Origin of the sequence: Bradyrhizobium rifense, from assembly GCF_008123425.1 — a bacterium.
GTDB lineage: Bacteria > Pseudomonadota > Alphaproteobacteria > Rhizobiales > Xanthobacteraceae > Bradyrhizobium > Bradyrhizobium rifense.
The window spans coordinates 191,059-204,398 of the sequence record NZ_VSSS01000030.1 but is presented as its reverse complement, the minus strand read 5'-3'; the positions used below and the strand labels follow the sequence as shown (position 1 = coordinate 204,398).

At 65.3% G+C, this 13,340-nt stretch carries 12 protein-coding genes; 6 read left to right on the top strand and 6 right to left on the bottom strand.

Annotation, left to right across the window (positions count from 1 at the left end):
• Nucleotides 1–139: 139 nt before the first annotated feature.
• From FXB40_RS19645 to FXB40_RS19630, 4 genes are all read left to right on the top strand, one after another.
• On the top strand, nucleotides 140–979 hold the full coding sequence (locus FXB40_RS19645) for an N-acyl homoserine lactonase family protein (protein ID WP_148773820.1): 840 nt from the start codon (nucleotides 140–142) through the stop codon (nucleotides 977–979).
• Nucleotides 980–1,062: 83 nt separating this feature from the next.
• Entirely contained in the window at nucleotides 1,063–1,941 is an 879-nt protein-coding gene (locus FXB40_RS19640) for a DMT family transporter (RefSeq protein ID WP_148773819.1), read from the top strand.
• 283 nt (nucleotides 1,942–2,224) lie between these two features.
• Nucleotides 2,225–2,860, top strand: coding sequence for a hypothetical protein (locus FXB40_RS19635; RefSeq protein ID WP_246207723.1), 636 nt, complete (start codon nucleotides 2,225–2,227; stop codon nucleotides 2,858–2,860).
• Between the two features lie 67 nt (nucleotides 2,861–2,927).
• Nucleotides 2,928–4,991 (top strand): methyl-accepting chemotaxis protein, encoded by a 2,064-nt coding sequence (locus FXB40_RS19630; protein ID WP_246207720.1) that lies wholly within the window; start codon nucleotides 2,928–2,930, stop codon nucleotides 4,989–4,991.
• A gap of 20 nt (nucleotides 4,992–5,011) precedes the next feature.
• Here the strand turns inward: FXB40_RS19630 and FXB40_RS19625 are convergent, their stop codons facing one another.
• Nucleotides 5,012–5,200, bottom strand: coding sequence for a hypothetical protein (locus FXB40_RS19625; RefSeq protein WP_148773818.1), 189 nt, complete (start codon nucleotides 5,198–5,200; stop codon nucleotides 5,012–5,014).
• 31 nt (nucleotides 5,201–5,231) lie between these two features.
• Entirely contained in the window at nucleotides 5,232–6,389 is a 1,158-nt protein-coding gene (locus FXB40_RS19620; RefSeq protein WP_148773953.1) for an MFS transporter, read from the bottom strand.
• Nucleotides 6,390–6,544: 155 nt separating this feature from the next.
• Here FXB40_RS19620 and FXB40_RS19615 point away from each other — a divergent pair, with 155 nt between their 5' ends.
• On the top strand, nucleotides 6,545–7,804 hold the full coding sequence (locus FXB40_RS19615; RefSeq protein WP_148773817.1) for an adenylate/guanylate cyclase domain-containing protein: 1,260 nt from the start codon (nucleotides 6,545–6,547) through the stop codon (nucleotides 7,802–7,804).
• Here the strand turns inward: FXB40_RS19615 and FXB40_RS19610 are convergent.
• Nucleotides 7,801–9,045: an MFS transporter gene (locus tag FXB40_RS19610; protein WP_148773816.1), complete on the bottom strand. Its 1,245-nt coding sequence runs from the start codon at nucleotides 9,043–9,045 to the stop codon at nucleotides 7,801–7,803. The two genes, FXB40_RS19615 and FXB40_RS19610, sit on opposite strands and share 4 nt — an antisense overlap.
• A gap of 170 nt (nucleotides 9,046–9,215) precedes the next feature.
• On the opposite strand from FXB40_RS19610, the gene FXB40_RS19605 reads away from it, so the two are divergent.
• Nucleotides 9,216–10,568, top strand: a complete 1,353-nt coding sequence (locus FXB40_RS19605) for an Nramp family divalent metal transporter (RefSeq protein ID WP_148773815.1) — start codon at nucleotides 9,216–9,218, stop codon at nucleotides 10,566–10,568.
• Between the two features lie 5 nt (nucleotides 10,569–10,573).
• Here the strand turns inward: FXB40_RS19605 and FXB40_RS19600 are convergent, their stop codons facing one another.
• The 3 genes from FXB40_RS19600 to hemB form a co-directional block, all read right to left on the bottom strand.
• Entirely contained in the window at nucleotides 10,574–11,350 is a 777-nt protein-coding gene (locus tag FXB40_RS19600; protein ID WP_148773814.1) for an arginyltransferase, read from the bottom strand.
• A 104-nt stretch (nucleotides 11,351–11,454) separates the two neighbouring features.
• Nucleotides 11,455–11,991 (bottom strand): RDD family protein, encoded by a 537-nt coding sequence (locus FXB40_RS19595; protein WP_148773813.1) that lies wholly within the window; start codon nucleotides 11,989–11,991, stop codon nucleotides 11,455–11,457.
• Between the two features lie 251 nt (nucleotides 11,992–12,242).
• Nucleotides 12,243–13,304: a porphobilinogen synthase gene (gene hemB, locus FXB40_RS19590; RefSeq protein ID WP_187436993.1), complete on the bottom strand. Its 1,062-nt coding sequence runs from the start codon at nucleotides 13,302–13,304 to the stop codon at nucleotides 12,243–12,245.
• Between the last annotated feature and the right edge of the window lie 36 nt (nucleotides 13,305–13,340).

The following is a 13,340-nucleotide window of genomic DNA, read 5'->3' as shown; positions in this document are numbered from 1 at the left end:
TCGACGATGGCCTCAAATTCGTCACGTTACGGTCGAGACCTGCCCGCACTGACGTGATCGGCGCGAACGGAATTCTGCGGCGCGGCCGGGGTTGATCCTCGGTCGCAGCACGCCCAACCGCTGCAAGGAGAGACCAAGGATGATGCCCAGGATCACGAAGATCAAACTCGCTCTCGCCGTCGCCACGCTCGCGCTGTCCGGCCATACGGCCGTGGCACAGTCGGAAAAGCCCGGGGTCGAGAAGCTCTACATCATGAATTGCGGGGAGGGGGTTGCCGGCGATATCGGGCGCTGGTCGCCTGGGGTGAACGAAGGTCAGTCAATGGATTTCGTCGACACCTGCTATCTCATCAAGCACAGCCAGGGCTGGTTCCTGTGGGACACCGGCATCCCCGACGCGGTCGCTGCGATGCCGAACGGGCTTGCGCCGGCAGATCCGAAGGCCGTGACCTGGAAGCGGCCGAAGACGCTCGCAGCCCAGCTCGAGCAGATCGGCGTCAAGCCCGCCGACATCAAGGCAATGGGCGTCTCGCACACGCACCCCGATCACATCGGCAATGTCGAGATGTTTCCGCAGGCGACCCTCTACGTGCAGAAAGCCGAATACGATTGGCCCGGCGCCAATAACGAACCGCGCTTCAAGCCCTCGCATCCGGTCGAGCTGCTCACCGGCGACAAGGATGTGTTCGGCGACGGCAGCATCACCGTTCTCTCGACGCCCGGTCACACGCCGGGGCACCAGTCGCTGCTGGTGAAATTGCCGAAGACCGGGGCGGTCGTGCTCTCCGGCGATGCCGTCCACTTCAAGAGCAATTGGGAGAACCGGCGCGTTCCCGTCAACAATGTCAGCAAGGACCAGTCGGTCGCCTCGATGCAGAAGATCGCCGACACGCTCGACAAGGAGAAGGGGCAGCTCTGGATCAACCACGACAAGGCCCAGCGCGACAGCCAGAAGATGTCGCCGGAGTTTTATGATTAGCTTCGCCAGCGGTCCTGTTGCCACCCCAGTGGCAGCAGGGATGTGCTAGCCGCCTCCAGAAGCTCCGGGACGGGAGGCGAAGCGTGGGGGAATGGCTCGGGGTCGCGATCGCACTGGCGTCGAGCAGCTTAGGGGGCACTGCGGCTGCGATCACTCGCTATCTCGTCGCCGGCGCCGATCCGGTGATGCTGGCGATCCTGCGCTGGGGGATCGGTTTCCTTTGCCTGCTGCCGTGCGCGCTTCTGCTGCGCGTGCGCTGGCCGCAGCGGTCGAACTGGCCGGCGGTGATGGCGCTCGGCATCTGCTTCTTCGGCCTGTTCTTCATCCTCTACAATATCGCAGTGTCTTACACGACCGCTGCCCGTGCCAGTCTCGCGCTGGCGACGCTGCCGCTTCACACCATGGTGGTCGGTGCGATCCTCGGTGTGGAACGGCTGACGGCGCGCAAGATCATCGGCGTGGGCATCGCCGTGCTCGGCGTGGCGGCGGCGCTTGCCGTGGGGCTGGCACAGAGCCCGCCCGGTTCCTGGCGCGGTGAGCTGATCATGACCGGCGCGGTGTTCTGCATGGCCTTCTACAATGTGCTGTCGCGGCCGCTGATGCAGCGTTCCAGCGCGCTCGGCTTTCTCACCGTCGGTATGGGCGCGGGTGCCGTGGTGCTGGTGATCGTGGGTCTTGCGAAGGGCAGCTTTGCCGCGCTCAACCATTTTACGGCGGCGCAGTGGATTGCCGGACTCTATCTCGGCGCCGGCGGCGGCGCGCTCGCCTTCATTCTCTGGGTCATGGCGCTGGCGCGCGCCACGCCGACTCGCGTTGCCAACACGATGACGGTCAATCCGATCGCGGCGACCTTGCTGGCGGCGCTGCTGATCGGCGAGCCGATCACGCCGAATCTCCTGATCGGGCTGGTTGCCGTATTCGCCGGCATCTGGATCGCGACTAGCGAAACGAAGACGAATTGATCAGCTCCGCGCAGGCGCGGCTATTGCCGTGCCAATAGATTCGGCAGGGCCGTCATCAACGATCCAACTGGCTCGAGCAGGCATGCCATTCGCAGCGACGCGCCATGCGTTCTCTGAAACTGCGATGAGGCCTTCATTTAAGCGGACTTTAAAGAGTCGGCCGATAAGCATGCAAGCGTGCATAATTCAACAGGACGGCAAGGATATGCGTAATTCGATGGGACGGCGTCAGTTCTTGTGCGGTTGCTGCGCGGTGCTTGGCGCTGCGGTGCTACCGAGACAAGTGAGCGCGGCGGACGATCCCGAGATCGTTCCGATCGAGTTTGCGAGCTTTCACGATCAGACCTTCAGCAACGAATATCTGCGCTTCATGAACGTCACGATCCCGGCCGGAGAGATGGCCGCCTATCACCGGCACACCCGGGACTTTGCACAGGTGTACATGGCCGTCTCGGATGCCGAGGGGACGCCGCTTGGCGGCAAGCCCGTCATCACGCCGCGCAAGGTCGGGGAAGTGTTGTTCACCAACTATGCGAAGCAGCCGGTGGTGCATCAGGTTGTCAATGTCGGCTCCAGCGATTTCCGGATCATGGGGTTTGAGATGTACGACTCCCAGCCGGGCCGCTTTTCACCGCTTGTACGTCCTGCACCGTACGTCTCGGTCATGGATAATCACCGTGTTCAGGCCTGGCGGTTGATCCTCCAGCCGGGTGAGTCTGCGCCACCGATGCAGCAGGCAGCGCCGGGCGTGCGCATTGTGGTGCAGGGCGGCGAATTGGTCGAGGGCAGGCAGGGCAAGCCGGATCACAGGCTCAACCTGAAGTATGGCGATTTCGCATGGCAGGATGCGGGCCCCACGCGGACGATGCGAAACGCGGGGACATCGACCGTCGAGCTTGTCGAATTCGAATTGAAATGAGGCGTGGCCTTCGAGCGAGGGGGCTGGCCCTCACGTCCTAGGTTTTGGCGCGAATGAGGAGTGGGGCGTGTCCATCAAGCGGTCGGGAATTGCCATTGCAGCGCTGATGTCGGGCGTCGTCGTTCTGACGTCAGGTCTTCAACTCAGCGAACGCTGGAGCGCGTACCAGAACGCCATCGCGGCGCACGCCCTGGAGACCCGTCTGGCGGCCGGCTTCGATGCTGTCGGCAGCCTGACCGTCGAGCGTGGTCCCGTCAATCGAGCGCTGCTCGGAAAATCCGCGGCGGATGATGCGGTGCTCAAGGAGTTTGCCGACAATCGTCGAACGAGCGACGAGGCGCTGGCGAAACTGGAGACGCTAGCCCGCGGCGATGCTGACTTGACGCAGCGGGTCAAGGCGGCCGCGGCGAAGATCGCGGCCACGCGTGAGGAGGCCGCTTCCTACTGGCAGAAGCCGCTGACCGAGCGTCCCGGCGGCAGCGCTGCCAGGGCCATGCGAGACTACGCCGAGGCGATGGCGAGCCTGAATGAACTCCTGGAGTCCGGCATCAAGGCGACGATGCGGCTGAGCACCACGGCGGGAAACTTGCTCGATGTCGCGCAGAAGGGCTGGGTGATCCGGCAGACCGCCGGTCAGGTCTCGCTGATGATTTCGGGTCTGGTGTCGGCCGGCCGTCCAGCCACATTGGCGGAGCGGGACGAACTAAGCGCTGCGAACGGCCAGATGGCGCGGCTTTGGGCTGAAATCCTCGACCGCGGTGATGACGTTTTCGCGCCCAAGAACACGCGGGCCAGCGTCGGCGCGGCCAGGGATCGCTATTTTGGTTCGGACAAGCCGCTGCGCGACGGGCTGACAAAGGCTGCATTCAACGGCACGCCATACGAGGTATCGGTCGACGACTGGCGCAGGTCAGCCACCGGTGCGAACGCCTCGCTGCTGGGGATTCGCGATGCGGCCTTGCGCGATGCGCAGGCCGTGGCCGAACTGGACGAAGCCAACGGGCTGTGGGGAATCTTGTTCACCGGCGCGGCTATTCTGGTCGTTCTGGGATTAGCTTCAGCTTCGTCGGTGCTGCTCGTGCGCCACTTGCTCACGCCAATCTCAAAGCTTTCGGAGGTGATGACCCGGCTTGCCCGCAACGAGGAAGCCGAGGTGCCATTTGCTGCTCGCAAGGATGAGATCGGCGGCATGGCTCTCGCCGTGCAGGTCTTCAAGGAGGCCATGGCCACCACCAATCGACTGGCTGGAGAACAGGCCGCCGAGCGGGTCGTCAAAGAGAAGCGCGCGGCGCGTCTCGAAGGCCTGGTTCGCGATTTCGAGGCCAAGGCGGGCGCAATGGTAGCGTTGCTGGCGTCGGGGGCTACCGAGCTCGAGACGACAGCGCGATCGATGTCCTCGACCGCGACGCAGACCAAGGGGCAGGCGACAACGGTTGCGGCGGCGGCCGAGGAAGCGAGCGTGGGCGCGAGCACGGTGGCCTCTGCGGCCGAAGAATTGACGGCATCGATCAGCGAGATCAGCCGCCAGGTCGCACAATCGTCGACGATCACCGGCCGGGCGGTGGCCGATGCGCAGCGGACCGACAAGATCGTGCAGACGCTGGCCGAGGGGGCCGAGAAGATCGGCGCGGTGGTCACCTTGATCCAGGCGATCGCCGCTCAGACGAACCTGCTGGCCTTGAATGCCACGATCGAGGCGGCGCGGGCCGGGGATGCCGGGAGAGGCTTTGCCGTGGTCGCCTCCGAGGTGAAGATGCTGGCGACCCAGACGGCGACCGCGACAGCGGATATCGGGGCCCAGATCGCGCAAATTCAGGCCGCCACCAAGGAGGCTGTCGAGGCGATCCGCGGAATCACCGGGACGATCGAAGAGGTCAGCTCGATCTCGAATGTGATCGCGACGGCAGTCGAGGCACAAGGCGTGGCGACGGCGGAAATCGCTCGCAACGTTCAGCAGACGTCGCAATCTGTGAGGGACGTGACGGCGACCATCGGTGGTGTGAGCAAGGCGGCAACGGAAACGGGCGTCGCGGCGAGTGAGGTGCTGAGCGCGGCAGACGGCCTGTCGCGACAGGCCGAGCAGTTGACAAGCGAGGTCGGCAGCTTTGTCGAGGAAGTCCGGGCCGCCTGAAGCGCGATGACTTTGGTGATTTAGCGCGGTGCCATGACTGGCGGCGGGCCGCCCTCCGGCGTCTTCTTCGGCTTCAGCGTGCCGGCATAGAACGAGAGCAGCCACACCAGCAGAATGGCGAGGAGATAGACGCCCCAGGCCTGCGGCGGCGTCATCGCCCATCGCAGGAGGCCTTTGAAGGTGCGGGGTGGGCTCTTGTCTTCGGTCATGCTGCGCTTGTGCGCGAAAGCGGTGGCACGGTCAATCCGGCCGCTTCTCGGCGCGGATCAGGAACAGCGCGGCCAGCGCCGACAGGCTGAGCGCGGACGAGACCATTAGCACTTTTGCGCCCATGACGTCGATGAGCAGGCCGAAGGCCAGCGGCGCCACCGCCTGCGCCATCCGTGCCGGCGCGCCGATGATGCCGAGCCGATAACCAAAGTCTTTCGGGCCGAAGATCGAGAGTGGCAAGGTTCCGCGCGCGATCGTCAAGATGCCGTTGCCGGAGCCGTGCAGCAACGCAAAGGCGCTTGCGGCAGGCGCGCCGAAGATGGCGACGACGGCGGCTCCGATTGGATGGGTGAGGCAGGCGAGCCGGGTCGACCACAGCGGATGGAAGCGGGAGAGAACGCTCGCTTCGAGAATGCGCGCGATCACCTGCGCCGGGCCGATCAGCGCGCCAGCCGCGATCGCCTCGACATGCGTGGCGCCGGTTGCCTCGAGGATGCGTGGGAAATGCACGGCCATGGCGCCAGTGACGGTCCAGACCGCGGCAAAGACGAAGGCGAGCAGGATCATGGTGCGGTCGAGCGGGACGTGCGGCTTCTCCGCCGTTGCGGCGGCCTGCTTGGCGCCCTTGATCGCTGGCAGCATGAAGAAATTGAGGGGCAGGCCGATCAGGATGTTGGCTGCGGCCCAGGCGAAGCACGTGTCGCGCCAGCCGATATGGGCGAGCCCCCAGGCGGTCAGGGGCCAGCCGACGGTCGAGGCAAAGCCCGCCATCAGCGTGATGCCGGTGATCGAGCCGCGGGCTTCGGTGCCGTAGATGCGGCCGAGTGCGGCGAAGGCGGCGTCATAGAGCCCCATCGCCATGCCGATGCCGAGCACGAGCCAGGCGAACGCCATCACCGGAACGGATTGCGAGAACCCAAGCAGCACGAGGCCGGCGGCAATGGTCAGGTTCGAGGCCGACAGCACCTGCCGGCCGCCGACAAGATCGATCTGCCGGCCAATGCGCGGTCCCAGCATCGCGGAGATCACCAGCGAGGCCGAGAACGCGCCAAAGATCCAGTTGGTGGAGATGCCGAGGTCGTGCGCCATGGGATCGGCGAGCAGCGCCGGCAGATAGTAGCTGGAGGCCCAGGCCAGAGTCTGCGTCGTGCCGAGCGCCAGGATGATGGGAAGCTGGCGCTGGCTCATGTCGCCGTATGTCTGGTCGTCGGTGTCATCACTTGCATTTGCGGCCCGAGCCGAGAGCGCGTCAACACCGTCCGCGACATATTCGACCTGCTGCGGGCGGGAGCCTCGGTTGTGCTCGGCCTTTCGCTCGTCACGAATGCACGCCATAATGGCGTATGCAATTGACCTCGCGCCTTGCGCTGATGAACTGGCTGACCGGTCAGGGCCTCACCGGCCTTCCCGAAAACGAGCTGCTGCGCGGCTTTTGCGAGCGCTGCCGCGCAGAGGGGCTGGAACTCTCGCGCGGGCTCGTCGTCATCGACACGCTCCATCCGATCTATGAGGGCCGCGGCTTCCGCTGGAGCGATCGGGCCAGCAACGAGAGCGAAATGTTCGAATATGGCTCGACCGCCGAAGGCGACGCCGCCAAGAGCTGGCGCCGCTCGGTGTTCTTCCACATGCTCGAGCATGGCCAGGACGAGATGGTGATCGATCTCGCCGACGCGCCCTCGATGGATTTCTCGCAGATCGAAGAACTCGCCGAGAAGGGCCACAAGCATTATCTGGCCTTCGTGCATCGCTTCGGCGAGAACGGCGCGCTCGGCCTGATGGACTGCTTCTATTCCTGCTGGACCACGCGGCGCGATGAAGGCTTTGATGAGGAAGAGCTTGAGGCCCTGCGCGATCTCGTGCCGGTGCTGGGGCTCGCGATCAAATCGGCGCAGCAGGTCGATATCGCGCGCACGCTCGGGCGCGTCTATCTCGGACGCGGTGCCTCCGAGCAGGTGCTGGGCGGACGCATCTCGCGCGGCGTCACCGAGCGCATCAACGCCGTGCTCTGGTATTCGGATTTGCGCGGCTCGACCGGGATCAGCGAGAGCATCGGTCCCGACGAGATCATCCCGTTCCTCAACGACTACGCCCAGGCCGTGATCGACGCGATTCACGAGGCCGGCGGCGACGTGCTGAAGTTGATCGGGGACGGCGTGCTCGCGATGTTCACCGGCGAGGACATGGCCCATGCCCGCCGCGCGGCGCTGCGCGCCGAGCACCTGTTTCGCCAGAACGTCGCGGCGCTGAATGCGCGCCGGGCGGCCGACGGTCGTCCGACCACGTCAGCCTATATCGGCCTGCATGTCGGCGAGGTCTTTTACGGCAATATCGGCAGCGAGGACCGGCTCGATTTCACCGTGGTGGGGCCGACCGTCAACGAAGTCAGCCGCATCGCCTCGATGAGCCGTTCGGTCGATCGTGAGCTCTTGGCATCAGCAGAATTCTACAAGGGCCTCGACGCCGCCGGCCGCCGCTATCTCGTCTCCACCGGCCGCTACGCGCTGCGCGGCATCGGCCGCGCGCAGGACCTCTACACGCTCGACCCCGAGGTCGATGCCAGCGAGCCGGTGACGGGGAGCTACGAGCGGTATCTGGCGAATTAGCACCTCGCCGCCGCTTCGTCTCCCACCATGGCCGGCTGCCGATCCAACGCAACCGCGGGCGAGAGCCAGATCACCAGCGCCTGCACGCCGAACACGGCTGTGGCGAGGTAGAGGCACGCTTCCGCACTCCAGAAGCCGCCGACGATGGCTCCGAGCGCCGAGCCGAGCGGGCGGGCGCCGTAGCTCATGATGTTGATCGCGGAGACGCGCCCGAGCAGCCGCGGCGGCGTCACCGACTGGCGCAAGGTCGTGGTCGAGATCACCCACAGGATCGGGCCGACGCCGAGCAGGAAGAAGCTGAGACCTGCGAGCCATGGGGAGGGCACCAGCACGGTCAGTGCCATCACCACCGCGGCGACGAAGCCGGTGACCGGGCCGAGGCCGACCACGATGCCGAACGCGATGCGTTTCATCACGCGCGTGGCGAACAGCGCGCCGATCACCATACCGACGCCGTACATCGTCAGCACGGCGCCGACACCGGCGGCGGTCAGGCCGAGATGACGCACGGCGTAAGGCACGAACACCGCGATCTGCAGGAACCAGCCGGTGTTGAAAATGAACTGCGTGATGAACACCGGCCGCAGCAGCGGATGGTGAAACACGAAGGCCGCGCCTTCACGAATGTCCTGGAACGGATGACGGCGCGGCGCAGGCGTACGCGCGGGGTCGTAGATGCCGGAGAGCAGCACCACGGCGATGGCCGAGAGCGCCGTGGCAAAGCCGAACGCCAGGCTCGCGCCCCACCAGCCGACCAGCGTGCCGCCGAGCGCAGGCCCGCCTGCAAAGGCGATGGTGCGGGCAAGCTCGATGCGGGCATTGGCAGCCGGCAACAGCTCAGCGCTCACCAGTGAGGGCACCAGGGCCGGCGCGGCCACGCTGTAGACGACGGTGCCGCACACGGCGGCAAAGCCGAGCAGCGCCAGCAGTGGCAGATTGAGCGCCCCGAGTGCGAGCAGCAGCACGATTGCTCCGAGCGCAACCGCGCGCAGTGCCTCGGCAGCCGCCATCAGCGAGCGGCGCGAGATGCGGTCGGCAAGCAGACCGGCCGGAATGGCGAACAGGACGAAAGGCAAAGTGAGGGCGGTCTGGAGCAGGCCGGTCTGGCCTTCGGCCACGCCCAAGGTCAGCACAGCGACGATGGGAGCCGCGGCCAGCGCGATCTGTTCGGCCGACTGTGCCGCCAGATTGGACCAGGCGAGGCGGTTAAAGGTTTTGGGGAGGCGGGGCGGATTGGACATGGCTCATTTCCTGCAAAGTCGAGTTGCCGCCAGTAGGCGCTTCTTGGGACGGCCAAACCCACCCGCTTCCCGACAGGGCCGGGCAAAACGGGGCGGCCGCAGGGAACCGATGCGGCTAGATGCAGTTGCAAATGAGTTGCAATAAGGCTCGACTCCGGTATTGTGCCAGCATGGATGCCCGATCGCCCGACCTGACCACTGACGCCGCCGGTTGGCGCGCTGATGCGCCCACCACCAAGAGCCTTGCCGAGGTGAATGGCACGGTCGCCATCCCGGCAGCGGGGGCATGGTGGCGGCGGCTGCTGGCCTTTGTCGGCCCCGGCTACATGGTCTCGGTCGGCTACATGGACCCCGGCAACTGGGCGACCGACCTCGCCGGTGGATCCAAGTTCGGCTACACGCTGCTCTCGGTCATCCTGCTCTCGAACTTGATGGCGATCCTGCTCCAGGCGCTGGCAGCACGGCTCGGCATCGTCACCGACCGCGATCTCGCGCAGGCCTGCCGCGCGACCTATTCGCCGACCGTGAACTTCATGCTCTGGTTGGCCTGCGAAGCGGCGATCATCGCCTGCGATCTCGCCGAGGTGATCGGCACGGCGATTGCGCTCAAACTGCTGTTCGGCATTCCCCTGGTCGGCGGCGCGCTGATTGCCGCGCTCGATGCCTTCCTGCTGCTCGTCCTGATGAATCGCGGCTTCCGCTTCCTCGAAGCCTTCGTCATGGCACTGCTTGCGGTGATCGCGGTGTGCTTCGCAGTCCAGATCGTGGCCGCGGCGCCGCCGGTCGCGGAGGTCCTGCACGGCTTTGTGCCGAAGACCGAGATCTTCACCAATTCCGAGATGCTCTACATCGCGATCGGCATCATCGGCGCGACCGTGATGCCGCATAATCTCTACCTGCATTCCTCGATCGTGCAGACGCGCGCGTATGAGCGTAACGACGAGGGCCGTCGCGAGGCGATCAAATGGGCGACGACGGATTCCACCATCGCGTTGACGCTGGCGCTGTTCATCAACGCCGCGATCCTCGTCGTGGCCGCCGCGACGTTCCACAAGAGCGGCCATTCCGACGTCGCCGAGATCGGCCAGGCCTTTGAGCTGCTCTCGCCGCTGCTTGGCCTCGGCATCGCCTCGACGCTGTTTGCGATTGCGCTGCTTGCCTCGGGCCTGAACTCGACGGTGACGGCGACGCTCGCCGGCCAGATCGTGATGGAAGGCTTCCTCGATCTGCGCCTGCCGAGCTGGGCGCGCCGCCTGCTCACGCGCGGCATAGCTATCATTCCGGTGATCATCGTCACCGCGATCTACGGCGAGCGCGGCACCGCGGATCTGCTGGTGTTCAGTCAGGTCGTGCTGTCGATGCAGCTGCCTTTCGCCGTCATCCCGCTGGTTCGTTTCGTCTCCGACCGCCGCAAGATGGGGCAGTTTGCGATTGCACCATACGTCGCTGCGACCGCTTGGATCGTTGCGGGGGTGATCGTGATTTTGAACGTGAAGCTGCTGGTGGATACGCTGTTCGGGTGAGAGCGCTAATCCTGCGGCTCGGACGCAGCATCCCCTTGCGCGTCGATGCGCAGCCAGCCTGACGGTGCCAGGCGCTGCTGCGGCAGGAAGCGGGCCTTGTAGTCCATCTTCTTGGAGCCCTCGATCCAGTAGCCGAGATAGACGTAGGGCAGGCCCTGGCGACGCGCACGCGCGATGTGGTCGAGGATCATGAAGGTGCCCATCGAGCGGCTGACCTGGCTCGGCTCGAAAAACGAATAGACCATCGACAGGCCGTCGCTGAGCACGTCGGTGAGCGCGACCGCGATCAGCTCCTCGCCGCGGCCGGTGATACCGCTGTCGGGACCGCGCTTGCGGTACTCGATGATGCGGGTCTCGACATGGCTGTCCTCGACCATCATGGCGTAGTCGAGCACGGTCATGTCTGCCATGCCGCCATGGCGGTGACGGGCGTCGAGATACGCGCGGAACACCGAATATTGCTCGGAGGTCGGTACCGCGCTGCGCTGCTCGCCGATGATGTCGGAATTGCGCGCCATCACCTTGCGGAAGTTGCGGGAGGGGCGGAACTCGTTGGCGACGACGCGGACCGACACGCAGGCCCGGCACTGGTCACATGCCGGCCGGTAGGCGATCGACTGGCTACGGCGGAACCCGCCATGGGTCAGGAGGTCGTTGAGGTCGCCGGCGCGCTCACCCACGAGGTGCGTGAACACCTTGCGCTCATGCCGCCCCGGCAGATACGGGCAGGGGGACGGCGCTGTGAGGTAAAATTGTGGGGTGTCGCGCGAGTGCTGGGTCAAGGGACGTCGTGGGCCTCCGAAGTGAGTATCAGCATCGCGCTACGAAAGCCCCCGGTCAATCGGTCCGCTTGGCAGATCTGATCAGTCAGCCTAGCGGATCCTGGTTAGTAGGTCCTTGCCGTCTGGGGCACCGGCGCCCGAACGGAATTGTTGATCACGACCGTTCCCAGCACGAAATCCTGCAGCAGCCGCCGGCGGCCGTTGAAAAGGCCGACCAGCACGACGAACGGCGACAGGAACGAGACGGTCACCCAGAACAGCACAGCATGGGTGGCGCCGAGGACAAAGTAGCCGGGCGCGCCGTACCAGGTGCGCAACTCAAGATCCATGACCCGCATCCCGATCGTCGCGGACGAGGGGCCGCCGATGCAGGCGCCGTAATAGACGATGGCCCAGACCACGGAGGCCGGCCAGGCCAGCCAGAACAGCGCCCAGCCGATGCCGAGCGTCACCACACCGAACACGGCGATGAAGATGTATCCGAGGATGACGGGAACGGAGATCACGACCATGTCGATCAGGAAAGCGAACACCCGCCGCGTCGCGACACCGCGAAACAGTTCCGGATGCAGATAGGGATCGTAGGCGTGAGCCGCGCCATCACTGCGCCAGGCGCCTGAACTACCCGAGTCATAAGACATCGTCCGTCCTCCCAGGGAAAACTCCCGTGGCAGGACATGGGAACAGGCTAATCCCCTGCCAAGGGTGCGCAGGGGTTAACAAGCCGAAATATTCCGGCGATTCGGGGGCGGGGGAGGCGTCATGACGACGCTAGGGAGACAAGAGCACCGGCGTCGTGGGCAAAGGCGCGTCAGCGCCGTGCCCACCATTGCCCGCTGTCGCGCACGATGGAATGGTGGGCACGCTTGCGCTTTGCCCACACTACGAGAGCTTATCCTTGGGCGCGCAGCTTCTCCGCCGCCTTCGGCGCAAAATAGCTGAGCACGCCGTCGGCGCCGGCGCGCTTGAAGGCGAGCAGGCTCTCCATCATCGCACGGTCGCCGTCGAGCCAGCCATTGTTGGCGGCGGCTGCGATCATCGCGTATTCGCCGGAGACCTGGTAGGCGAAGGTCGGCATCGCAAACGTGTCCTTCACGCGGCGGACCACGTCGAGGTAGGGCATGCCGGGCTTCACCATCACCATGTCGGCGCCCTCGGAGATGTCGAGCTCGACCTCGCGCAGTGCTTCGTCGGTGTTGGCGCTGTCCATCTGATAGGTGCGCTTGTCGCCGGTCAGCGTCTTGGCCGAGCCGATGGCGTCGCGGAACGGGCCGTAGAAGGCAGAGGCGTACTTGGCCGCATAGGCCATGATCTGCACGTCGAGCAGGCCGGCGTGGTCGAGGCCCTCGCGGATCGCGGCGACGCGGCCATCCATCATGTCGGAGGGCGCGATGATGTCGCAGCCGGCCTCGGCCTGCACCAGAGCCTGGCGGACCAGAACGGCGACGGTCTCGTCGTTCAGGATTGCGCCATCGGCGATCAGCCCGTCATGGCCGTGGCTGGTGAAAGGATCCAGCGCGACGTCGCAGAGAACGCCGATTTCAGGAAACTCCTTCTTGATCGCGCGCACCGCCTGGCAGACAAGATTGTTCGGGTTGCAGGCCTCCGATCCCTCTTCGTCGCGCAGGGACGGGTCGGTGTAGGGAAACAGCGCGATGCAGGGGATGGTGAGCTTCATAGCGCGCTCGGCCTCGCGCACAGCCTGGTCGACGCTGAGGCGCTCGACGCCGGGCATCGAGGTGATCTGCTCGCGCTTGTTGTTGCCGTCGATCAAAAACAGCGGCCAGATCAGATCGTCGGTGGTGAGCACGTTCTCGCGCACCATGCGCCGGGCCCACTCGGCCTTGCGGTTGCGACGCGGGCGGATGGTCAGATCGAGGGCAGGGGAGGCTCCCGCGGCAGTCCCGCGCGAAACCTCGCGCAGTTCGATCGGACGTCCGTATTTGATCGCCATTACTCTTCCTCCGGCTGGAATTATTCTTATACCAGC